General features: G+C 69.7%; 26 protein-coding genes. 13 read left to right on the top strand and 13 right to left on the bottom strand.

The genetic code is table 11. The features are described 5' to 3' along the window. Positions 1-353 precede the first annotated feature (353 nt). Together Manayef4_RS14250 and Manayef4_RS14245 are read left to right on the top strand one after the other, a co-directional pair. Positions 354-920, top strand: a complete 567-nt coding sequence (locus tag Manayef4_RS14250; RefSeq protein ID WP_011434916.1) for an FABP family protein — start codon at positions 354-356, stop codon at positions 918-920. Between the two features lie 185 nt (positions 921-1105). After that, positions 1106-1378, top strand: coding sequence for a hypothetical protein (locus Manayef4_RS14245; RefSeq protein WP_330218913.1), 273 nt, complete (start codon positions 1106-1108; stop codon positions 1376-1378). 88 nt (positions 1379-1466) lie between these two features. Here the strand turns inward: Manayef4_RS14245 and Manayef4_RS14240 are convergent, their stop codons facing one another. The 8 genes from Manayef4_RS14240 to Manayef4_RS14210 all read right to left on the bottom strand — a co-directional run bounded on the left by Manayef4_RS14240 (position 1467) and on the right by Manayef4_RS14210 (position 5720). After that, the gene (locus Manayef4_RS14240; RefSeq protein ID WP_011434914.1) at positions 1467-1766 is read right to left on the bottom strand and encodes a DUF1416 domain-containing protein; all 300 of its coding nucleotides are present in this window, start codon (positions 1764-1766) and stop codon (positions 1467-1469) included. Between the two features lie 3 nt (positions 1767-1769). Next, positions 1770-2603 carry a sulfurtransferase gene (locus Manayef4_RS14235; protein ID WP_070131913.1) on the bottom strand — a complete coding sequence of 278 codons (834 nt, stop codon included), beginning with the start codon at positions 2601-2603 and terminating at the stop codon, positions 1770-1772. Continuing rightward, the gene (locus Manayef4_RS14230; RefSeq protein WP_011434912.1) at positions 2600-3019 is read right to left on the bottom strand and encodes a DUF4395 family protein; all 420 of its coding nucleotides are present in this window, start codon (positions 3017-3019) and stop codon (positions 2600-2602) included. Before Manayef4_RS14230 ends, Manayef4_RS14235 begins: the two co-directional genes overlap by 4 nt. 210 nt (positions 3020-3229) lie before the next feature. Beyond that, the gene (locus tag Manayef4_RS14225) at positions 3230-3685 is read right to left on the bottom strand and encodes a thioredoxin family protein (RefSeq protein WP_035729470.1); all 456 of its coding nucleotides are present in this window, start codon (positions 3683-3685) and stop codon (positions 3230-3232) included. Positions 3686-3761: 76 nt separating this feature from the next. Next, on the bottom strand, positions 3762-4703 hold the full coding sequence (locus tag Manayef4_RS14220; protein ID WP_023839836.1) for a hypothetical protein: 942 nt from the start codon (positions 4701-4703) through the stop codon (positions 3762-3764). A gap of 32 nt (positions 4704-4735) precedes the next feature. Then, complete coding sequence (locus Manayef4_RS26375; RefSeq protein ID WP_023839837.1) at positions 4736-4861, bottom strand: hypothetical protein; 126 nt, start codon at positions 4859-4861, stop codon at positions 4736-4738. Beyond that, on the bottom strand, positions 4858-5112 hold the full coding sequence (locus Manayef4_RS14215) for a MoaD/ThiS family protein (protein ID WP_035729657.1): 255 nt from the start codon (positions 5110-5112) through the stop codon (positions 4858-4860). Before Manayef4_RS14215 ends, Manayef4_RS26375 begins: the two co-directional genes overlap by 4 nt. Positions 5113-5147: 35 nt before the next feature. Then, positions 5148-5720 carry a hypothetical protein gene (locus Manayef4_RS14210; protein ID WP_051623861.1) on the bottom strand — a complete coding sequence of 191 codons (573 nt, stop codon included), beginning with the start codon at positions 5718-5720 and terminating at the stop codon, positions 5148-5150. Between the two features lie 337 nt (positions 5721-6057). Here Manayef4_RS14210 and Manayef4_RS14205 point away from each other — a divergent pair, with 337 nt between their 5' ends. Next, positions 6058-6810, top strand: coding sequence for a response regulator transcription factor (locus Manayef4_RS14205; protein ID WP_011434907.1), 753 nt, complete (start codon positions 6058-6060; stop codon positions 6808-6810). A 196-nt stretch (positions 6811-7006) separates the two neighbouring features. After that, positions 7007-8041 carry a mycothiol synthase gene (gene mshD, locus Manayef4_RS14200; RefSeq protein ID WP_070131912.1) on the top strand — a complete coding sequence of 345 codons (1035 nt, stop codon included), beginning with the start codon at positions 7007-7009 and terminating at the stop codon, positions 8039-8041. A 29-nt stretch (positions 8042-8070) separates the two neighbouring features. On the opposite strand, the gene Manayef4_RS14195 is transcribed toward mshD, so the two are convergent. After that, complete coding sequence (locus Manayef4_RS14195) at positions 8071-8430, bottom strand: STAS domain-containing protein (RefSeq protein ID WP_035729468.1); 360 nt, start codon at positions 8428-8430, stop codon at positions 8071-8073. Between the two features lie 285 nt (positions 8431-8715). On the opposite strand from Manayef4_RS14195, the gene Manayef4_RS14190 reads away from it, so the two are divergent. From Manayef4_RS14190 to Manayef4_RS14170, 5 genes are all read left to right on the top strand, one after another. Next, positions 8716-9228, top strand: coding sequence for a hypothetical protein (locus Manayef4_RS14190; protein ID WP_070131911.1), 513 nt, complete (start codon positions 8716-8718; stop codon positions 9226-9228). A gap of 243 nt (positions 9229-9471) precedes the next feature. Continuing rightward, entirely contained in the window at positions 9472-10857 is a 1386-nt protein-coding gene (gene selA, locus Manayef4_RS14185; RefSeq protein ID WP_254665655.1) for an L-seryl-tRNA(Sec) selenium transferase, read from the top strand. Then, a complete protein-coding gene (locus Manayef4_RS14180; protein ID WP_070131909.1) occupies positions 10854-11078 on the top strand; it encodes a hypothetical protein in 225 nt (74 codons plus the stop codon). Before selA ends, Manayef4_RS14180 begins: the two co-directional genes overlap by 4 nt. A 325-nt stretch (positions 11079-11403) precedes the next feature. Further along, complete coding sequence (locus Manayef4_RS14175; RefSeq protein ID WP_070131908.1) at positions 11404-13053, top strand: tryptophan 7-halogenase; 1650 nt, start codon at positions 11404-11406, stop codon at positions 13051-13053. Positions 13054-13238: 185 nt separating this feature from the next. Further along, the gene (locus Manayef4_RS14170) at positions 13239-13811 is read left to right on the top strand and encodes a VOC family protein (protein ID WP_108913486.1); all 573 of its coding nucleotides are present in this window, start codon (positions 13239-13241) and stop codon (positions 13809-13811) included. Between the two features lie 402 nt (positions 13812-14213). Here Manayef4_RS14170 and Manayef4_RS14165 read toward each other — a convergent pair whose 3' ends face one another. Then, entirely contained in the window at positions 14214-14666 is a 453-nt protein-coding gene (locus Manayef4_RS14165; protein WP_011434900.1) for a MarR family transcriptional regulator, read from the bottom strand. Positions 14667-14936: 270 nt separating this feature from the next. Between Manayef4_RS14165 and Manayef4_RS14160 the strand changes: the two genes are divergently transcribed. From Manayef4_RS14160 to Manayef4_RS14150, 3 genes are read left to right on the top strand one after another with little or no spacing between them, the layout of a single operon-like run. Continuing rightward, positions 14937-16007 carry a 3-dehydroquinate synthase family protein gene (locus Manayef4_RS14160; RefSeq protein ID WP_070131907.1) on the top strand — a complete coding sequence of 357 codons (1071 nt, stop codon included), beginning with the start codon at positions 14937-14939 and terminating at the stop codon, positions 16005-16007. 5 nt (positions 16008-16012) lie between these two features. Then, positions 16013-16834, top strand: a complete 822-nt coding sequence (locus Manayef4_RS14155; protein ID WP_070131906.1) for a shikimate dehydrogenase — start codon at positions 16013-16015, stop codon at positions 16832-16834. Between the two features lie 16 nt (positions 16835-16850). Next, the gene (locus Manayef4_RS14150; protein WP_070131905.1) at positions 16851-17903 is read left to right on the top strand and encodes an ROK family protein; all 1053 of its coding nucleotides are present in this window, start codon (positions 16851-16853) and stop codon (positions 17901-17903) included. Here Manayef4_RS14150 and Manayef4_RS14145 read toward each other — a convergent pair. From Manayef4_RS14145 to Manayef4_RS14135, 3 genes are all read right to left on the bottom strand, one after another. Then, positions 17870-18631, bottom strand: coding sequence for an HAD-IA family hydrolase (locus tag Manayef4_RS14145; RefSeq protein ID WP_023839847.1), 762 nt, complete (start codon positions 18629-18631; stop codon positions 17870-17872). The two genes, Manayef4_RS14150 and Manayef4_RS14145, sit on opposite strands and share 34 nt — an antisense overlap. Before the next feature lie 108 nt (positions 18632-18739). Next, positions 18740-19870, bottom strand: coding sequence for a Gfo/Idh/MocA family oxidoreductase (locus tag Manayef4_RS14140; protein WP_023839848.1), 1131 nt, complete (start codon positions 19868-19870; stop codon positions 18740-18742). Next, positions 19867-21033: a DegT/DnrJ/EryC1/StrS family aminotransferase gene (locus tag Manayef4_RS14135; protein WP_023839849.1), complete on the bottom strand. Its 1167-nt coding sequence runs from the start codon at positions 21031-21033 to the stop codon at positions 19867-19869. Before Manayef4_RS14135 ends, Manayef4_RS14140 begins: the two co-directional genes overlap by 4 nt. Before the next feature lie 325 nt (positions 21034-21358). Here Manayef4_RS14135 and Manayef4_RS14130 point away from each other — a divergent pair, with 325 nt between their 5' ends. Further along, complete coding sequence (locus Manayef4_RS14130) at positions 21359-21799, top strand: type II 3-dehydroquinate dehydratase (RefSeq protein ID WP_070131904.1); 441 nt, start codon at positions 21359-21361, stop codon at positions 21797-21799. Positions 21800-21918 lie beyond the last annotated feature (119 nt).

Below are 21918 nucleotides of genomic sequence, written 5' to 3'. Positions count from 1 at the left end.
ATCCGTCTCATTTGCGCCGGACATACCCCCCAGCAGGCCGAGCAGTGGGCTGCGGGGCTGGCGGCACCGACGAGGACGGGACCGCCTTCGCCTGCCACGTGGCGGGACTGTGGAGCATGCGAGCGGCGCGGTCGGAYAGCCTTGCCGCTCAGAACCGAGCCGCCCTGGCGCGCAGCTATGCCGCGTGGCGCCTGAGGTGACCAGGACCGGTACGGCCACGAGGAGTCCCGTGATCTCGTCGTCTAGGCTACAGACGTGCTGCACTACTTCTTCACCGGGCTTCTGGTGGCGATGTCCGTCCTGATCGCCTGGTTCTCCGGTTACGTGGTCTACAAGCTGTACGAGGGTCAGCGTTGAGCGCCGGGAAGCGGTCCGCGGCCGGATCGGCGCGGTCCGACACGGCGACGAGCACCGTTGATCTGCACGCCAGCCTGCTACCGCTGGCCTTCCTCGTCGGGACCTGGCGGGGCGAGGGGGTCGGCGGCTACGAGGGCCTGGACGGATTCCACTACGGCCAGGAGATCACCTTCGCCGCGGACGGCCGCCCGGCGCTGGGATACGTGTCGCACACCTGGTGGGCGGACGAGCCCCGGGACGGCCGCGAGCCCGGCAGCCCRCTGGCGACCGAGACCGGGTTCTGGCGGGTCCAGCCCGGAGAGGACGGAAAGCCGGTCGTCGAGGTGATGCTGGCCCACCCGTTCGGCATCGCCGAGATCTACGTCGGCACGGTGACCGGCACCCGTATCGATCTCGATCACAACGTCCTGATCCGCACCGCCACCGCCCGTGACGTCACCCGGTCGGTGCGGCTCTACGGCCTGGTCGAGGGCTGCGATCTCGCCTATGCGATCGACATGGAGGCCGAGGGCAAGCCGATGCAGTCACACCTGTCCGCGCGCCTGCACCGCGTGTCCGACTGAGCCGACTCCGCGGAGGCGTCTCCAGCTGCCCGTCTACCAAGAGGTGCCCGTCCACCAAGAGTCACACTTCATTCACGGTATGACGGAGCCTTTGCGGAAGACATCGCACGCGCAACGACAGACCACGAACGGAACACGCGAAAACGTGTTCGGGCCTTCCCGGGATGCGCTTTCATGATCGCATGATGGCAGAGTCCGACGTACTCTTCGCGGTCGTCCTTTTCGCCGCCGCCGGCCAGCGTGCGGTCGACCGGATCATCGCGCCGTTCCCCGATCGGGGCTCCGCAGTGGCGTTTGCCCGCGACAACGGTCTGCACTGTTTCTCGATCGGCCCGATGGCCTTCGCCGTACCGACCACGGTTCCGCCACCGGCGACCACGGTTCCGCCACCGGCGAGCACCGTTTCGGCCGTCGTGTCACCGGCGGGAAACAACCGCGGTGGCCAGGTCCGGGCATGAGCACGGGGGCAACGTGAGCACGGGGGCAACGTGAGCACGGGGACAGCGGAAGAAACCCGCTGTCCCCGTCCGGCGAAGGAACGCGACGTCAGGCCGCGACCTCGACCTGGGTGTCGACCGGCTCACCCTGACGGGCGACGACCTTGCGCTCGCCGGTCGCGCCGGGGACAAGAGCCCGGACGGTCCACTGCCCCGGCCGCGCGAAGAAACGAAACTGACCCGTCGCGGACAACGGAACCTCGGCGGTGAAATCGCCGCCTTCGTCCAGCAGGCGGGCATAACCGGTCGAAACCGGCTCCCCGCCCTGCACCACGACCCCCTGGATCACGGTTTCCTTGGCCACGTCAATTCCCTCCACAGATGGTCCACCGCTGATGGCGCCGCACATGGCTCACGCGCCCTTCTCGATCGGCACGCCGACGAGCGAGCCGTACTCGGTCCACGAACCGTCGTAGTTTTTCACGTTCGGCAGGTCGAGCAACTCGTGCAGCGCGAACCAGGTGYGCGCCGAACGCTCGCCGATACGGCAGTAGGCGATGATGTCCCTGGACAGGTCGACCCCGGCCTCGGTGTAGAGGBCGGTCAGCTCGTCATTGCTCTTGAACGTGCCGTCCTCGTTCGCGGTCTTCGCCCACGGGATGTTCTTCGCCGTGGGGATGTGCCCGGCCCGCTGGGACTGCTCCTGCGGCAGGTGCGCGGGAGCGAGCAGCCTGCCGGAGAACTCGTCGGGCGACCGGACGTCCACCAGGGCCTTCTCACCGATCGCGGAGATGACCTCCTCACGGAAGGCCCGGATGTCGGTGCGCGGCTCCGGGGCGGTGTAGCTGGTGGGCTGGCGCGGGGTGGCCTCGGTGGTCAGCTCACGGCTGTCGAGCTCCMACTTCTTGCGACCACCGTCGAGCAGGCGGACGTCGGCGTGGCCGTAGAGGCTGAAGTACCAGTATGCGTATGCGGCGAACCAGTTGTTGTTCCCGCCGTAGAGCACGACGATGTCGTCGTTCGAGATCCCCTTCTCGGAGAGAAGCTTCTCGAACTGCTCCCTGTTGATGAAGTCACGAATGACCGGGTCCTGAAGCTCGGACTTCCAGTCGAGACGCACCGCCCCCGGGATGTGCCCCTTGTCGTACGCGGAGACGTCCTCGTCGACCTCGACCAGGACGACCTTCGGGTCGTTACGGTTCGCTTCGACCCACGAGGCGTCGACCAGCGCCTTCTCACGACTCATGTGCGTGCTCCTTTCACGGCTATCGAATGGAGAAAAAGATACAGCTGGCACCCGAGACAGAACTCGAACGCCGCATTGAGGAGGGCCGCCACGAAGGCCAGGGCCACCGCGACGTAACCGAGTGCCGGCATCCCCGCGAAGAATCCCACGAGACCCACGACGCCGAAGATCGCGCCGACCAGCTGGGCGAACCGGGGCGGCGCGGCGTCCTCGGTGGCGGCCGGCGGCCCCAGCCTCGGCCGGATCAGGGAACGGAACACCAGCCCGTAGGGCGCGTGCCGGACCCCGGCCACCGCCCCCACCCCGAACACCACGGTCTGCGCGAGCAGCAACCAGCGGCTGCCGGCGAGCAGTATCACGGCGAGCATGATCGTGGTGACGGCAGCGGCGAACCGCATCCCACGAGGATCTACCACGAGAGCCTTCTCCTGACTTCCGGCTTGGACTACCCGCTCGGACGTGGCGATGCACCGGGGCCAGCCGATCACGGCTGAGGAACATCAACCCACGATCAGGAAAGACAACACAGACAGCTGTGTACGCGGCACAGATCGACCGCGCGGCGCTTCACAAGCTGTATCTGGGACATGGTTCGTGTCACGGTAGCAGTGAACGTCACGTCTGTGTTAACCCGCCGACGATGAATCCGAAGGATCACCATCTGCCCGATTGATCCCACCGGAAACGATCTCTTCGAGAGTGGCGAACACCGCCGCACGCGTCGGCGGGGCACCGCTCGCGCGCCGCACCTCCCTGCCATGACCGTCAACGATCAGTACCGTCGGAGTCCGCCTGATCCCCAGCCGACGGACGAGGTCGAGATGCGCCTCCGCATCAACCTCGACATGGCGTACCCCGGGCACGACCTCGGCAACCCCTGCCAGCACCCGACGGGTGGACCGGCAGGGGGCRCAGAACGCCGTGGAGAACTGCAGCAGCGTCGCCCGCTCCCCCATCGTCTCGCCCAGCGACGCGAACTCGGCCCGCAGCCCGCCGTCTACCGGCCGGAACCGTCCGTCCCGGACCCGCATGAGCACCCCCAGCCCGAGAGCAGCCACGGTCGCCACCGACAACACCCACATTCCGGTCACGGCTTCTACAGCATCCGACAGGCCCCGGCTCTTCCCGTCCAGGCCCCGCCGCGGCCCGACGATCGACTCACGCGGGCAGATGCCGGCCGACGAAATACACCAGTGGCGCCGCGGAGGCCAGCGGCAGGATGGCGGTGAGCAGGACGTCCGCGACCAGYGCCGAGGTGGCGACCGGGCCGACCCGCGGCTCGGCGTCGCGGGCCCGCGCCAGCACCAAATCGATGACGGCGGCCACGGCCGCTCCCGCCGCGGCGATCGCGACGGCGGCCCCCACCGCCAGGCGATCGGGGTCGAGGGCACCGAAGCCGGCCCCCAGCGCCGCGCCGACCAGAACGCCGACCGCCCCGGCCGGCACCACCGGAACGCCCGCCCATCCCACCAGCCGGCCCGCCACGACCGTGCCACCCGCGCCGAGAAGGCCGGCGATGACCAGCAGATCGGCCGGATGGTGCGCGCCGGACCCGACACGCAGCGCAAGGTAACCGGCGAAAAGCGCGCAGAAGATGATTCCACTCAGCGCCGCGGCGAGATCCGCACCGACCCGCACGGCAGGACCGGGCGGCGGACTCGAACCGTTGGCAGACACCGGGCTCGAACCATTGGCAGACACCGAGCCTGCCCCGGATACGGGAGCTGACCGGCGTCGGGCGAGCTGGTAGAGGATCATGACCGCCACGGCGATCCCGACGACGCCGGCCAACGATCCGTAGCTGGGCCGGTCCGAGGCCAACAGGACCACGTCACCGAGGACACCCCAGGCCGCCACGAGCAGGGTGGTACCGGTCGACGCCCGGAGTATCCGGACCCAGGCCCAGGCAAACGCGATCTGTTCGACGATGAGGACCGCCGCGAGGGCTCCCGTGCCGAGGGCTGCGGCCGCCATCACCAGGCCGGTAGCCACCAGGGCCGCCAACGGCAAAGCACCCGGCGCCCATCGGGCTGCGGGGATGGACGCAGCCTCGTCCGGGACGAGGACGCCATGGGGCGTGCCGGGATCGCCTGCGCTCACCGGGCCATGCTGTCATGTCCGGCTCGGGCGGCTCACGTCGCGCCGTCCCAGCCGGGCGCGACCCCGGGCCGGGCGGCGAGGACCTCCGCGTCAACGGTCTCCCCAGCGGCGATAGCCTCCGGACCGACGATCTCCGGACCGACGACGAACAGCGTCATCCCCCGGCGAAGGGTGGGAGGGCCTCGACTACGCAACCGTCACGCAGGATGACCCCCGCCGGATCCCGCCGGCCCACGGGCTGGTCGTCGACGAGGTAGGAGCACCGTCGCAGCAGCGCCGGCAGGGTCCCGCCGTGGCGGGCCGCGACGACATCGAGCAGAGCGGCCAGCGTATCCGCGCCGATCTCCTCCTGGGACACCCCCGCGGCGTCCCTGGCGGCGGCCCAGTAGCGGACGGTCACCCGCGCGATCGACGCGGGCCGGCCCGCCCCTGCGGTCTCGTCCGTCACCGTCCTTCCGGCCCTTCGTCCGTCCTCGCGGCGGCGGTCCTCGCGGTCCTCGCGGTCCTCGCGGCGGCCAACGCGCGCGGATGTCTCAGCGTGAAATACCCGTCACGACAGCCGTGGACGATGAGCGGCGAGGTCGGTGCGACCGAACCAACTATCTTCACCGGAGAAGCGGGAATTGGTACGAACGCGTGGGGGCCGATACGCACCCGTAACAGGCGCCGTGCCACCATCCGGCCGGTGGGCCGCTCGGCCAGCCGATGGATCCGGCGCATCCGAGCGGTGTCCCGCACGAACCACCGGCTGGCCGCGCTCGCATTGGCTACCGCCTCCGGGGGATGCCGACGGCGATGGCTGTGGGCGGGCTCGCCCACCTGGATCAGCACGCCGTGCCGCGGCACGGCGGCACCGTCCACCGACCATCCCATCGACCATCCCGTGAGGCAGACCCGCTGGTAGCCGAGTCGACGGGCCGCGCCGGCAGCCACGCCGACGGCCGCACCGACATCCAGCACCTCGGGGTCACCGAAAGTGCACAGTCTGGTGGATCGGTCGTACGCTTGCAGATCCATGACCTGGACATCGGGATGTGGACGTAATCCGACCATCACTGTTTGCAGCGCCAGGCGTGACGTCGAACAGGAGAAGCCATGGGTGACCACTACAGCCAGATTGYGTGACGCACCGGGCACCCGACCGCTCCAGCGATCATGACTCGTGGTCGGGATCTCACCATCCGCCGTAGGTAGTGGCCCGTAGACGGTAGGAGCCGAGTAGGACACTCCGCTATCCTCCCCACATACCGGCCTTCGTTTCATGCCCATGACGGTCGTGAGACRCCCAGCGCCGGGCATCGAGTTACTCACCGGGTCGACGCTGCCCCACCACACACCACCTGGAGGAGTCGTCTTGAGCGTCGTCCTTTTGCTCACCAACGCCCCCGGTCCGTCCGCCGAGTCGTTTCCGTCGCTTGGGCTTCTCACCCACACCGTACGGGTCGCCCCGCTCGAGGCGAGCGCGCTGCTGGACGCCCCGCCGGTGGATGTGATCGTGGTGGATGGCCGCCGGGAGCTTGTGATCGCCCGCGGTCTGTGCCGGCTGCTACGCACCACCGGGCTCACCACGCCGCTGCTGGCGCTGGTGACCGAGGGTGGGCTGGCGGCGGTGTCCGCGGACTGGGGGGTTGACGACGTCGTCCTCGATTCCGCGGGTCCCGCCGAGGTCGAGGCCCGGTTGCGGCTGGCCATCGGTCGGGTCGCCGCCGCCGGCGGCACGGCCGAAGCCGGTGTCATCCGGTCCGGCGACCTGTCGGTCGACGAGACCACCTACTCGGCCAAGTTGCGGGGCCGGCCGCTCGAGCTCACCTTCAAGGAGTTCGAGCTGCTGAAGTACCTCGCGCAACACCCGGGCCGGGTCTTCACCCGCGCCCAGCTGTTGCAGGAGGTCTGGGGTTACGACTACTACGGCGGCACCCGCACGGTGGACGTCCACGTCCGGCGGCTGCGAGCGAAGCTCGGCCCCGAGCACGAAGCGATGATCGGTACTGTTCGGCACGTCGGGTACAAGTTCGTCGCGCCGCCCATCGCACCGCTGCCGGAGAACACCCCCGGGGAGGTCGGCCGGATCGGCCGTGACGAGTCCCGGACCCCCGAGCGGGTCTGACGTCACCGCGGACACCCGTCCGCCGCGTGGCATCCCGGCATCCCGGCACCCCGGGCACCGCCAGTAGGACGGCATCGCCGGCGCGAGGCCCAAATCCTGGCTCCAGGAGCCAGGATTYGGCCTCGCGTCCGGGGCCTCGCGACCGGGGCCTCCCGACCGCACCGTCGAGGGCCGCCCAGCGTCATACGGTCGTCCGGTGACCTCGCTGAGCTGGCAGCAGACCCTGAGCGCCATGGACGTGGACGACATCGTGAGCCTCCTCGCCGCCGCGGAGCGGGCGGACGGCACCGGGCCGGTGTCCGAGGACGTCCGGCTGGCCCTCCGGCCCGGACTGCGGATCGGCGCCGGCCGGCACCTGCTGGCCGTGTCGGCCGCCGCGGACACGAGCGGCCCGAATGTCCCGGACACCCCTGGTGACCAGAACGCCGCGGACACGTCGACCATGCCGGGCCGCGTCCCCGCCGGGCGGATCATCGGCTACGCCCATCTGGGCGGCGTGGACCAGGCACGGCAGGCCGAGGTGGTCGTCCATCCCGACCACCGCGGACGCGGCGTCGGCACGGCTCTGGTTGGCGGACTGACCGAGGCCCTCGCGGCGCCGTCGTCCCGCCTCGACATCTGGGCCCACGGCGACCTGCCGGCCGCCGCGGCACTGGCTACCCGGCTCACGTTCACTCGCACGAGGGTGCTGCTCCAGCTTCGGCGACCGCTGGCGGCCGGGACRCCCCTGCCGGACCCCCGGCTGCYGGCCGGTGTGACGGTCCGCACCTTCGTCCCCGACCAGGACGACCGGGCCTGGCTGGCCGTCAATGCGGCCGCCTTCGCTGATCATCCGGAGCAGGGCCGGTGGACCCTGGACGATCTGGCCCGGCGCCGGGCCGAGCCGTGGTTCGACCCGCGTGGCTTCTTCCTCGCCGAGCACGACGGCGCACTCGTCGGCTTCCACTGGACGAAGGTGCACGAGACCGACCAGACGCCGCCRCGGAACGCGCAGCCGGGGCCCATCGGCGAGGTCTACGTGGTGGGCGTGCTCCCGGGCGCGGGCGGCGCGGGACTCGGYCGGGCACTTACCCTGATCGGCCTGCGGCATCTGCAGGCCGAGGGGCTCGACTCGGTCCTGCTGTACGTGGACGAGGACAATGTCCGCGCCGTGCGGATGTACACCGGACTCGGCTTCATCACCTACGTCCRCGACGTCTCCTACCACTGGGAGAGGCCGTCCACGGGTTGATCCGGCCAGGGCCGGAAGGCCCCCGTGGCTCAGGCGCCCTGACGGGTCGCCAGGCCGCGCGCGGGGGCGGAGTCGCCGTGATCGACGTCTATCACGGCACTCAGGTTCGTGACATGCAGCAGGCGGTAGGCGTCCTCGTTGAGGTTACGCAGCACGAGACGGCCACCGGCCGAGCGCTGACGCTGGTGGGCGAACAGGATGACCGCCAACCCCTGCGAGTCGAGGAAGCTCACCTGCTCCAGATCMACGATGATCTCTTTTACTCCGGCGACCCGTGCGTCGAGCAGTGCCTCGCGCAGGGGATCCAGGGACGAATAGTCGATGTCGCCGGCCGGATGCACGACGATGGCATCACGGTCGGTCACCTCAACCCGCACGCTTGGCTCCATGGCTCCGCTTGCGACCGGACGGCGTGAGCGCCACGAGAAGCCGGCCGGGCTGCCTCCCGTGTCGCGCCGCGCCTTTGGGCAAGCGCGACCATGGCCCCGTACCCCGAYCGAGGTACTTCCACACGCGGCCGACCTCGCCAGGGGCGACTTCTCATCGCGCGTCCGTCAGCACGCTTGTCCGCGCCCCGCCCGTCGTCATCCGCCCGTCGTCATCCGCCCGTCCGTCCCGCATGCTCCCCGCCGCGCGGGATGGGATGACGAGCTGCCCGATGAGAGCGTCTACGCATGGACATCGACCCGCCCCGGACCCCGCCCCGGACCCCGCCCCGGACCCCGGATGACACTCCCCCGGACGTCATCACCTTCATCGGCCGGATCGACGGCACGGTCATCACCGTGGGAACGCAGCCCAGCGTCCCGCGGAGAACCCCGGTCGTCGTTCTCCGCACCCAGTCGGCCCTGCTCGACGTTCTCTGCGTCGCGCATCYCGTGCCGGACGAGGCGCACCGGCTCGCCGCTCTGTTGTCCAGCGCCGCGCTCTCCAGCGTGGGGCGCTCCGCGTCCCGGCCCTCCGGCGCTGCACCGCCGCCTGCCGACCTCGCCTGCGGGGTCCGCTCGCGGCACATCATCTCCGCTGAGGAAGGATCGAGCGCCGCGGAGCTCCGTCACGCGCTGGCTCTGCTACCGGCGGGGGCACGGCTCGTCGATTTCGTCTCCGACACCGACGTCGCCCTCATCTTCAGTGTCGACGATCCACCCTGGCCGACGATCAATCTGGGCGGGGGGCCGTCCGGGTGACCGAAGGTCCGAGGCCTGACCATGCGCCGCTTTGATCATCGAAAGGACGGCCAGAGCCGTGCGGGCAGCGGGCCGATCCTACAGGCACCCAGCAGGGGCAGACACCCAACAGGCCACGCCGCCGTCCCGGCCAGGTCCGGAATCCCACGAGGAGGAGCACTAGCTTCACCGAGAGTGATTGATCGTACAAGTCTGTTCGCATCCCCGGCCCAGGACAGCCCGACGACGCCGGTAGCGACACCGATGACGCTCGCCCGCGCCGCCACCGGACTGCGCCCAGTAATCAACGCTACCGGCGTCCTGCTCCACGGAGGGCTCGGCCGAGCTCCCCTGTCCGCGGCCGCCCGCGCGGCCCTCGACCTGGCAGCCGGCACGACCGACCTCGAGCTTGACCTCGGGACCGGACGGCGAGGACGACGAGGACGTACCACCCTGGCCGCGTTGGCAGCCGCGGTGCCCGCGGCGGCGGGCGTGCACATCGTCAACAACAACGCGGCAGGGCTGATCCTCGCGGTGACGGCGCTGGCCGGGCGGCGGGAGATCGTGGTGAGCCGCGGGGAGCTGGTGGAGACGGCGGACGGGTTCCGGCTGCCCGAACTGCTGGTCTGCACCGGGGCTCGACTGCGGGAGGTCGGCACCACCAACCGCACGACGCTCGGGGACTACGCCGACGCGATCGGGCCGGAGACCGGGCTCGTGCTGCACGTGCATCCGTCCAGCTATCAGGTGGTGGGGCTGACTGACACCCCTGCGATCAACGATCTTGCCGCGCTCTGCGCCGATTTCGAGATCCCCCTCGTCGGTGACTGCGGCTCCGGGCTGCTACACCCCGAGCCGCTCCTCGCCGATGAACCCGACGTCACGACCTGGCTCGGCTTCGGCGTCAACGTGGTCACGACCAGCGCGGACAAGCTGCTCGGCGGGCCTCAGTGCGGCCTGCTGCTGGGACGCGCCGACCTGATCGACCGGATACGTCGGCATCCGATGGCCCGGGCAATGCGGGTCGGAAAGCTCACACTCGCCGCGCTGGAAGCCACCCTCAGCCATCCCGACTCCCCGGTCAGGCAGGCGTTGCACGCCCGACCGGAACGGCTGACGACGCGGGCCGAGACGCTCGCCGCGTGGCTACGGCGTTCGGGCATCGCAGCCTCGGCTGTGGCGAGTCGTGCGGTCGTTGACGGTGGCGGGGGTGGATCGTCGCCGCTGCCGAACGACGCCGCATTCCGTCGATCGGGCGGCCACCGGCGCGAGGGCGCACGAGACGAAGACGGCATGGCCCCGGCGGGCCCGGAGAGTGGTCTGACGATCAGAGGGTTCGGCGGCTTCGGCCCGGAGCTGCCAAGCGCCGCGGTGGCCCTGGACGCAGTCATCGCCGCCCCCCTGCGCCAGGGCGAGCCGTCCGTGTTGGGCCGGGTGGAGCAGGGATGCTGCCTGCTCGATCTGCGGACCGTTCCGGTGGAACTCGATCCCGTCCTCGCCGCCGCCGTGCTGGCTGCCGCGGCCGAAGCCGGCGCGACCACGATCACCGACGCCCCGACCGAGCCGCACATCGCCGAGGATGCCGACGTCATGACGATCGAATCCATGGCCATCCCGCGCGCCACCGTGCCCGGCCGACGGGCGCCGTGAGCCTCGGCCGCCCCTACGACTCCCCGGCGTTCGCCGTCGCGGTGAGACGGCTGGGCTCGGTCGCCGCCGCGCCGACCCTGCTCTGCTACGGGCTCGTCCACCTGCTCGTCTGGCCCGGCGCACCCACGGGGACCCCGGATGAACGGTACCGGTGGAACGGGGAGTCCACGCTGCTCGACTCGTTCACGATCAGTGGACGGCCGATCCAGACCTCCACCTAACGCTAAAACAACGGAGAAATAAGCGATTCACGGTTCGCTCGGCGACGGCGGGGACCCGCATCGCTTCTTCGCACGTGGCGGGCCCGCCGACGGGCCCAGACATCAGGGCATTATAGCGCAAATGTTTCAAATCCGGCATATAACTCAAACTTCCGATTCAGGAATCTTGATTACCCATCGGCATCGATATACCGCTTACTGGGACCAGAGGCCGTAGAGGTGGTTCAGTACATCGTTGTGTACTGGTTGTGCTGATTGTGATCCTTTAAGGAGTGYGGCGGATGCAGTCGGCCACCTCGGATAGCGGCGTCCAAGGAGTCACGCAATGAGCGGGTACGACTATTCGGTTGCCATCCTCGGTAGCGGCATCGCCGGCTCGACGCTGGCCAATATCCTCGCCCGACACGGTCACCGCGTGGTTCTGATTGACAGTGGCACGCATCCACGTTTCGCGCTCGGGGAGTCGACCATCGGTGAGACGACCTATCTGCTGAAGTTGCTCGCCCAGCGGTTCGACGTCCCCGAGCTCGGCCATGTGAGCAGCTTMGAGGGCGTCCGCTCCCACGTCACCTCGGCCTGCGGAGTGAAGCGCAACTTCGGATTCGTCTACCACCACGAGGGTGCGCTCCAGAACCCCGAAGAGGTCACTCAGTGCAGCGTTTCGGAGTTTCCGAACGGCCCGGAAATGYACATGCACCGCCAGGACATCGATGCTTACCTCTTCTATACGGCCGTCCGTTACGGAGCCGAACCGCGGCAACGCACGATGGTGGAAAAAGTCGACTTCGCCGACGACGCCGCGACGCTGACGACAGGGGCCGGCGAACGGATCCGCGTTCGCTACGTCGTCGACGCCTCAGGACGCAACTCCGTGTTGGYGAACCAGTTCGCCCTGCGAGAGGATCCCTGCCGGTTCCGGACGAACTCCCGCACCCTGTTCACCCACATGGTGGGGGTCACCCCCTTCGACGAGGTGACCCTCMCGAGCGGGCAGCCGTCGCTGTGGCACCAAGGCACCCTGCACCATCTGTTCGACGGCGGCTGGCTGTGGGTGATCCCGTTCGACAATCACCAGCGGGCCACCAACCCACTGTGYAGCGTCGGGCTCAACCTCGACTCGCGACGCTTCCCCAGGGATCCCTCKGTACCCGCCGAGCAGGAATGGAACGCTTATCTTGAGCGGTTCCCCAGTATCGCGCGCCAGTTCGCCGGTGCMCGGCCCGCCTGGGACTGGATCTCCACCGGTCGCACCCAGTACTCCAGCTCGCGGACGGTCGGTGACCGCTGGGCGATGATGTCCCACGCAGCCGGGGCGATCGACGCGCTGTTCTCCCGTGGCATGGCCAACACCATGCAGGTCATCTACGCYCTCGCACCAACCCTGATAGAGGCCCTCGCCGACGACGACTTCTCGGCGGAACGCTTCGGCCACATCGACACGCTCAACCAGACGATCCTGGACGTCAATGACAAGCTCGTACACGGCTCCTATGTCTCGTTCCGCGACTTCGACCTGTGGCGGGCGTGGTCGAAGGTGTGGTTCCTGGGCTGGAACATGGGCATCTCCCGGATCGTCGGAACCTACTTCGGCTATCTGGAAAAGGGCGATCCGGCGCTGTTCGACCGCCTGCTCGACGCGCCACATCTGGGCACTTTCTGCCCCGATCTGCCGGAATTCCAGCCCTTCTTCGACTCGCTCAGCGCCGTGATGGACGAGGTCGAGGCCGGCCGGCTGGCCCCGGCCGCCGCCGTCGAACGGCTCGCCACTCTGCTGGGCGGCGCCGACTTCCTCCCCGCTCCGCTCCGGCTSGGCGATGTGCTGCGCCGCTGGCACGACGGCTCCTTCGAAGCCCAGCGCCGCATGTACGAGTGGGGGCGCACGAGTTCCCCCGAGCCGCTCCGCCGCTGGTACGAGTACGACCTCGACGACCTGCTCACCCGCACGGGTGGGGTGCCCACTCCGGCAACCCTCTAAAGGTCGGGCCGCTGAGGGTCGGGGCCATCCCGCCTCCATCCGCGACGGGATCGTCCTGATCGACGGCACCCGCGGAACGGCGAGAACAGCCCGCAGAACGGCGAGAGCAGGGAGGACGGAGGACGGCGATACGATCGGCGCCCTCGCCCTCTGCCTGGGCCAGGGGCATGGAGGGAGCCGCGGTGATGGAGACAATCATCCAGAATCGGGAGGACTGGATCCGGACGACGCCGGATCCGGCGTCGTCGTCCGTCCGCACCACGCCCCATTCACCGGCCTGCGCCCTGCTGGCGGCACGGGTCATCGAGGAGATGCTGGGCGAGCTGACGTTCCACCATCTCGGCATCCTCGTCGCGGACCTCGACGCTGCCCGGGAACGGTATGCCGTCTCCCTCGGGGTCGATGCGTGGGAGTCGCGGGTCGTCTCCGGCCCCGCCGTCTGGCGCGATCGACCGATCATGATCGAGGACGTCCGGATCGCGTTCGGYCGCTTCGGCAGCAGCCTGGTCGAGCTGGTGGAACCCGGCGAGCGGCCGTGGACAGGGCGGGAAATTCTCGACCAACGTGGCGAGGGGTTGTTCTCCATCGGCTACGAGGTCGACGACCTGCCGGCGTGCCTGCACCGGGCGGTCGCCGCGGGATGCCTGGTCGAGCAACTCCGGCCGGACGCTCGGAACCCGCGACGGGCCTATCTCGACGCGGGTTCCGGACTACTGATCGAACTCATCCCCGGGGGTGCCGGACAGAACGGTTGGTGATCACTGTCCGAAACCTGCCGTCCTCGCGGGCTTGTCCTGGCGGCCATCCAAATGTCATCATCAATCGAGRCCGCCCGGCACCCCCCGAGCCGGGCGGCCTCCCTGCAGGTACGGGCCTTCCGATGTTCCGCGGGCGCCGCTATGTTGCCGTGCGCATCTCCCCCGTCACTAGCAGCCAGCGTAAAGGCGAGAACCTCCAAACCGCCGGCGTCGAGAGATGAAGCATTAACAACACTCGTTGACAACATCCGTTGACAACACCCGTCACCCGTTCCTCGAACCAGAAAAGGCCAAGCCGTCAGGAGCCGTGAACGGCAATCCCGATGATCACACCGATGAGCGTCGTCGCGATGGCGACGAAGGTTGCAATCTTCCCCCGTCCGCTGCCCTGGTTCGGCCTGGTCACCGGTCCCGACCGGCAAGATGCTCCGCGACAAAGCGTTCCATGCCGGCGACGAAGGCACGCGCGTCCTCGGCGGGCCAGTCGTCGAGCATGCGCTGGAAGACGTCGGCCAGCCGACGCCGAGAGCGATCGATGGCGGCCCGGCCCTCGTCGGTGAGCGTCAGGCGGACCGCGCGGGCGTCATCGGGATCGGCCGAACGGCGCAGCAACCCGAGCGCCTCGAGACGATCACTGTGCCGGCTCACCACCGAACGGTCGATGCCGATCTCCATGCTCAGCTTGCGCGCCGTGGTCGGGCCCGTACGGGCCAGACCGTTGAGCACGGGGTAGACAGCCTCGTCGAGTCCGACGTCCGCCGAGGAGAGCAACTCCCCGAACAGACGCGTCCGGTTCGGCCGGGTCAGGAGAAGTCCGAGCGCTGTCGCGAGCCTCGCGCCGTCGTCTGAACCCACCACACGACCCTACTCTGCGTGCACCATGCACCAATTCGTGCGGGGTGCGGATCCACGCGGGGGCACCGACCCACGCGGGGCGTCGGTGGCGCRCGGGAGCGACGAAGACGCACGGAAGGAGGAAGTGCGATGGCTCACACCCGACCCGGCGGAAGGGTGCGACTGCCGGGCACGGCAGAATTGCCGGGGCGGCCCCGTGCAGAACCACCGCAAGGCACCAGGCAGGCGCCAGCACGCGACCGCGGATCCGGAAGGCACACCGTGACGGGCATGCTCACAGCACAGCGGACGAGTCCGATCGAGCAGATCACCGCCGATCATCGACGGGTCTCGGTGGACCTCGGCTCACGCAGCTATCCGATCGATATCGGTCCCGGGGTCCGCCGAATCCTKCCCGACATCGTCGCGCGGATCGGCGCCCGGCGGGCCGTCATCGTCTCGGCGCGGCCGCAGGACGCGGTTCCCGACCCGGGCGTGCCGGTACTGCGGCTGGCCGCACGGGACGGCGAGGCGGACAAGAACCTGTCGAACGTCGAGGCGCTCTGCGGCCGGTTCGCGGCTTTCGGGCTGACCCGGTCGGACGTCGTCATCTCCTGCGGCGGGGGAACCACCACGGACGTCGTCGGGCTCGCCGCGGCATTGTACCACCGCGGCGTGGCGGTGGTACACCTCCCGACATCCCTGCTCGCCCAGGTGGACGCGAGCGTCGGCGGGAAGACGGCGGTGAACCTGCCCGCCGGCAAGAACCTCCTCGGTGCCTACTGGCAACCCAGCGCCGTCCTCTGCGACACCGACCACCTGCGGACCCTGCCCCGGCGGGAGTGKATCAACGGCTACGGCGAGATCGCGCGGGCCCACTTCATCGGCACCKGGGACCTGCGCGGTCTGCCGGTGACGGAGCAGATCACCGCCAGCGTGGCGCTCAAGGCCGCCGTCGTCGCTCGGGACGAACGGGACTCAAGCCTGCGCCACATCCTCAACTACGGCCACACCCTGGGGCATGCCCTGGAGCGCGTCACCGACTTCGTGCTGCGCCACGGTGAGGCGGTGGCGATCGGCACCGTGTTCGCCGGCCGTCTCGCCGGGGAGCTCGGCCGGATCGGGGACGATCGGGTCCGCGAGCACCTGGACGTGGTCCGCGGCTACGGGCTGCCGACGGCCCTGCCCACCGAGGCGGACGCCGCCGAACTCGTCGCCGTGATGCGTCTGGACAAGAAGTCGACGAACACCGGCCTCACCTTCGTGCTCGACGGTGCGGACGGCCCACAGCTGGTGGGCGACATTCCGGAGGACCTGGTCATGAAGACGCTCGGCGACATGCCGCGCGGGCCGCTGGCCTGACGCCCGTGCCACCGGCCGCGCATGCTGTCACGGGCGCCACCCGTCTGTTCGCCGTCGTCGGGGATCCCGTCGAACAGGTACAGGCGCCGTCGTTACTCAATCCGCTGTTCGACGAACTCGGGCTTGACGCCGTCCTCGTACCGGTGCACGCCCGGCAGGCGGACTTCCCCGCCGTGCTCGATGGACTCCGGCGCATCGAGAACCTGGACGGCATCCTGATCACGATTCCGCACAAGGCCGCCGCCTGCGCCCTTGCCGACGAACGCAGTCCGGCGGCCGCGATCAGCGGGAGCGCCAACGCACTGCGCCGCGGCCCGTCCGGGCGCTGGCAGGCCGACAACTTCGACGGAGCGGGATTCGTCCGGGGACTGACGGCCGCCGGACGTCCGGTGGCCGGAACGCGGGTCTCGCTACTGGGCGCGGGCGGCGCCGGCAGCGCCATCGCGGCCGCGCTGCTCGACGCCGGCAGCACACGGCTGTCGATCTACGATCCGGATCGGGAGAAGCGCGACGGCCTGCTCGCCCGCCTCGACGAGCATTGGCCGGACCGCGCCGTCGGCGTCGCGACACCCCTGCTGCACGATGTCGATCTCGCGGTGAACGCCACGCCGCTCGGCCTGCGTCCGAACGATCCGCTCCCCTTCCCGCCGGATGGGCTCGCGGCGGGCTGCGTCGTGGCGGACATCATCATGAAACCGCCCRACACCCGCCTGCTGCGGGCCGCGGCCGCACTCGGCCTGCCGACCCATCCGGGCATCCACATGCTCGCCCACCAGATCGGCTTCTACCGCTCGTTCTTCGATCTCGTCCCGGCGGCACCCGCCTGACGACCTGCGAGGGCTCATGCGTGCACCATCCCCAACCGGCTGTCTGGGTATCGACGTGGGCGGCACCAAGGTCGCGCTGCGCATCGAGGCCGCACAGGCCGGGACGGCACAGGCCAGGACAGCACAGGCCAGGACAGCACAGGCCGGGGCCGCACAGGCCGGGACGAACCCGATGGGAGGCGACGAGCAGATCGGCCCGAGCAGGCCGAGCGGACCGGAGGGTCCCGTCAGGCCGGTGGAGACAACCTTCCAGTGGTCGCCGTCGGCGACCGCCACCCAGGACATCGACGATCTCGCCGCACACGTTGCCGCGCTGACTGCCCGATGGGGCGGTCGGGTTGACGCCGTCGGCGTGGCGATGCCCGCGACCATCGACGCCRCCGGCCGGGTCACAACATGGCCGGGCCGGCCGGCCTGGACCGGGCTCGACCTCGGCGCCGCGCTGCGGGATCTGCTGCCGGGCAGCACCGTGGTCTGCGGCGACGACGGCGATCTGGCCGCGCTCGCAGAGGCGGACGCGGCCGGCTGTGAGAACGTGGTCTACCTGGGAGTCGGGACGGGCGTCGGCGGCGGGATCGTGCTCGGCGGCCGGTCCTGCCCGGGGCCCGGTCGCGGCTCCAGCGAGATCGGACATCTGATCATCTCGTCCGACGGGCCCAGCTGCGACTGCGGCCGCCGCGGATGTGTGCAGGCAACCGCGTCCGGGCCGGCCACCCTGCGCCGGGCCACCCAGCGGCGTGGTGCGGAGGTGACCTTCGCCGAACTGCGCGCAGCCTGGCTCGCGGCCGACGCMTGGGCGGTGCGGACGGTGGGCGAGAGTGCCGCGGCGATCGCCACGGCCGTCATCGGGCTGACCGAACTGCTGCATCCCGCGATGGCGGTGGTCGGCGGCGGGTTCGCGGCCGGCCTGCCTGGATTTCCGCGGGCGGTCGCCGAGCACGCCCAGACCCTTGCCCGTCCGGGACATCCGCCCGCGCCCGTCCGCCCAGCGTTGCTGGGCGGCCTGTCCTCCCTGTTCGGAGCGCTCCTGGCGGCTCAGTCGCCGGCGAGGATCGGCCGGCTGGCCTGAGCCGCGGGGACACCGGCGGTGCCGGCGGGTTCGACCGGGTGCGGCCGGAGAAGGGACAGCAACTCCGCGGGCCGGCGCAGCACCGCGTCCGGCCCGGCCGCGACCAGCTCGGCGCCGTCCGCCTCGCCCCACAGCGCGGCCACCGCCATCACGCCGGCCGCACGCGCGCTCTCCAGGTCGGCGACCGCGTCCCCGATCATCATCGCCTCATTCGGCGCCACGCCCAACAGCTCAAGTGCCCGGTTCACGATGTCCGGCGCCGGCTTGGGACGGGCGATCTCATCAGAGCCGATGACATAATCGAAGATCGGCAGAATGTCGAGCTCACCCAGCAGGTGCCGGGCCCGTGGACCCGCCTTGCCGGTGGCGACCGCGAGCCCGAGGCCGCGCTCGTGCAGGCTCCGCAGCAGCGCGGCGACCCCTTCGAAGAGCACCACCTGGTGGGCCAGCCGATAGCTCTCGCGGACGAACGGCTCCTCCATCTCCAGCGGCAAATTCATAATCCGCATGATGTCCGGGAAGTAGCGTCCCAGGTGCCGGTTGTACTGCTCGAACGGGGGCTCGCCGGGACCCACGACCTCGGCGTAGGCGATCGTGAACGCCTGCCGCATCACTCCGAAGCTGTCGACCAGCACCCCGTCGAGATCGAAGATGACCGCACGTTTCCGTGTTCCGGACGCCGCACCGGTCCCGATGGTCGTCCCCGCACCGGTCCCGGTGGTGGTCATGGCCGACCAGGGTTTCAGCTCAGTTCCCACGTGCCCCCCCGGGCTCGACGTTGGGTGCCGTTCGATATTCGTGACACAGGTCGTGACACAGGTCGTGGATGCGTGACCTCAGCGAGTCGCGTGCGCGAGCGGCGCGACGGACCGGTGCGAGCGCGCGGAGTCGTAGAACCTCTCGATGGCGGCGATCGTCGGGCGGACCTCCTCGATCGCCCGCCCCCGGGACGCGGGATCCGCCAGCAGCGCGGGCAGTTCATCGAGCTGGCGGCGGTACTCCGTTCCGATCGGTTCGTCGGGCACAGGCACCGCCACGGTCTCGCCGGCCCGGGTGCGGGTCAGAACCGAACGATCCTGCCGGTTTGGACCGAAACCGAACGTGCAGCGCAGCGACGCGGTGCCCGCGGCACCCTCGACGTTGATCAGGGTGACGTCCCGGGCCTCGTGCGAGGCCCAGCTCGCCCGCAACGACACCGAGACCCCGTTCTCGGTGACCAGGAAGCCACGTGCGGTGTCCTCGACGTCACCGCCGACGCCGACAGCCGGCCCGGTGCCATCGTCGTGACGCCAGGAGGCCGCCCAGGAGCCGTCGCTGACGAAGTCGTCCGAGATCGTCCCGACCACCTGCTGGAAACGGACGCTGCCCAGCAGCGGGGTGAGGGTGTCGAGCAGGTGCCAGCCGAGGTCTACCAGGGCTCCGCCGCCGGAGAGGTCCCGCCGGGTGAACCAGCCACCGGCGTCGGGAATGCCCCGGGCCCGGATCCAGGCGAGATCGACGTGCCGGATGGCACCGAGCCCGTCGGCGAGCTCGTAGAGCCGGCTGACATCCGCCCGGTACCGCGCGGCGCTCCCAGCGAGCAGGATGGTGTCGCCCGCGCGCTCGGCCGCCGCGAGCCGGTCGGCCTCGGCCGAGCTCAGGCACACCGGCTTCTCCAGGAAAACCGGAATACCGGCGCTCAGCAGCCGGGCTGCGATCTCGGCGTGCCGGTGGTTGGGCACCGCCACGACCGCGAGGTCGACCTGAGTCCGGTCGATCTCGTCGACGTCGGCGAGCACGGCCAGGCCCGGGTCGGCCCCGGCCGCCGCCCGGCGGGCCCCGGAATCGGAATCGACGGCCGTGACCACGACGAACTCCGGGTGTTCTCGCAGCCGGGGAAGCCAGATCGACCGGCCGGCCCAGCCCAGCCCCACCACGGCGACCCGCAGCGGAGTCCGCGTGGGGTTGCCGGTCTCGCCTCGGCTCACAGCTCGGCCAGGGTCTCGGCCACGATGGCCGCGACCTGGTGCATCTGTTCTTCGGTGCCGAGCAACGTCCGATGGTGCAGCCAGACGCCGTCCGCGCTGATCGCCTCGGTGTTCGGGCAGCGCTTCGCGATCTCGTCCACCGTTTCGTCCGGGGCACCGGTCTCCCAGAAGCCGTTGGACCGGTAGATCGCCCGGAACGCGGCGAAAGCGGGCAGCCCGCGGTCCACAAGGGCGTCGACGAACGCGTTGCGGCGCTCCTCACTGAACCCGGGCAACCGGAACATCGCCATGTAGTGCGGATTGCGGTCACACCGGTCGTCGCGGCCCTGCGGGACGACACCCGGGATGTCGGCAAGCGCGCCCGCCAGCACCGGCCAGCGCTCCTCACGCGTGTCAATCTGGCCGGCCAGGCGGCCGAGYTGGGCACGCAGGACCGCGGCGGAGAACTCGTTGAGCCGGAAATTCGACCCGGAGGTCTGGTGGAGGTACCGGCGGTCCGTGCGTGGCCGCCCGCAACTGTGCCGCAGGAAGCCGAGTTCGTACAGCTCGGCGTCGGGGAAGGTGACGGCGCCGCCCTCGCCGGCGGTCATGAGCTTGCCGTTCTGGAAGCTGAACGCCGCCACCGAGCCCAGCTCGCCGAGCTTCTTACCCTGCCACTGCGCACCGTGCGCGTGCGCCGCGTCCTGGATCAGCGGAACCCCGGCATCCGCGGACAGCTTCGCCAGGGCGTCCATGTCGCAGACCTGGCCCGCCATATGCACCGGCATGATCGCCCGAGTGCGCGGGGTCACCGCGGCCGCCGCGGCGGTGACCCCGATGCAGTACGTGCCCGGGTCGATGTCGACCGGCACGGCCACCGCGCCGAGGCGCTGGGCCGCCTGCGAGGAGGAGATGAAGGTGAACGCCGGCACGATGACCTCACTGCCGGGTCCGACCCCCAGGACCTGCAACGCGAGCTCCAACGCGTGCGTCCCGTTGGTTACGGCGAGGGCGTAGCCGGCCCCGTGGTAGGCAGCGAATTCCCGCTCGAAAGTGTCGACCTCACTGCCGCCCATGCGCCACCACTGGCCCTGTTCCAACGCCCGGATCAGACCACCGCGCTCCTCGTCGGAGTACTGCGGCCAGGCCGGCAACTCCGGCGCTGGCCGTGCTCTACCGATCATGATCCCCACCCTTTTCTTGCCCGTGACCGTATCGTTGTTCTTCGCGCCGGGATCGAGGTTCCGTCGGCGGTTCCATTATCGCGATCGGCGAAGGAATCTACGCGAGAGGATGCATGACGGACGGTACCTCGGTACCCCCGGGTTCCCCATCGCCCTCCGGACATGACACGCTAATATCAACGGACAGACTACAGATAGACTTGATAAGAACACCCCAGCTGGCCCTTTCTGCTTGCAGGTGTCCAGCAGGTGGCTTTGCTATAAATGTGGGGTTCCGGATCAGAAACGCCGACCATCGAGCCGGCCAGCATGTCTGTGAGGCGCCGTGACCACGCTACTTCTCCTGAATGGCCCCAATCTGGGCATACTCGGCCGACRCCAGCCGGAAGTCTACGGCACGGCGACACTGGCCGATATCGAGGCGGCCGTCGCGGCTCGGATCTCGGACCGCGGATGGAAACTTGTCTCCGTACAACGTGAATCCGAAGGTGAATTGATCCACACCATTCAGGATAATTACGACTCGATCGGTGCGATCGTCAATCCAGGTGCGCTGATGATGTACGGCTGGAGCCTTCGTGACGCTTTGGCCAATTATCCGAACCCGTGGATCGAGGTCCATCTCTCCAATGTCTGGGCTCGGGAGTCCTTCCGGCACGAATCCATTCTCTCGGCGCTCGCCCGGGGAGTGATCGTCGGCCTGGGGGCCCTCGGATACGAGCTTGCCGCTCAGGCACTGCTGGACCTCGTCCCCACGCCGAGCTGAGACGTCCCGCCGGACCGGGAACGACTCTTCGGATGACTGGTCACGCGAAGTGGCGTTCGTATCCCCTTCCCGACGTGACCAGGCCACCCGCGACGTGGAACTCCCCCGCGCCGGGCCGG

It is taken from the genome of Frankia sp. CgMI4, assembly GCF_001756285.1.
Lineage (GTDB): Bacteria > Actinomycetota > Actinomycetes > Frankiales > Frankiaceae > Frankia > Frankia casuarinae.
Note: the sequence above shows the minus strand (reverse complement) of the source record. Positions and strands in the feature narration are given on the sequence as shown.

What these genes read in the sequence shown, in the direction of transcription:
- Manayef4_RS26375 (WP_023839837.1), bottom strand. Translation starts at nt 4,861, where the DNA reads ATGACGCTGTTCGTCGTCGGTCCGGAGATCGTCGGTCCGGAGGCTATC.
- Manayef4_RS14245 (WP_330218913.1), top strand. Translation starts at nt 1,106, where the DNA reads ATGGCAGAGTCCGACGTACTCTTCGCGGTCGTCCTTTTCGCCGCCGCC.
- Manayef4_RS14240 (WP_011434914.1), bottom strand. Translation starts at nt 1,766, where the DNA reads ATGTGCGGCGCCATCAGCGGTGGACCATCTGTGGAGGGAATTGACGTG.
- selA (WP_254665655.1), top strand. Translation starts at nt 9,472, where the DNA reads ATGACGCTCGCCCGCGCCGCCACCGGACTGCGCCCAGTAATCAACGCT.
- Manayef4_RS14145 (WP_023839847.1), bottom strand. Translation starts at nt 18,631, where the DNA reads ATGACCACCACCGGGACCGGTGCGGGGACGACCATCGGGACCGGTGCG.
- Manayef4_RS14210 (WP_051623861.1), bottom strand. Translation starts at nt 5,720, where the DNA reads ATGGATCTGCAAGCGTACGACCGATCCACCAGACTGTGCACTTTCGGT.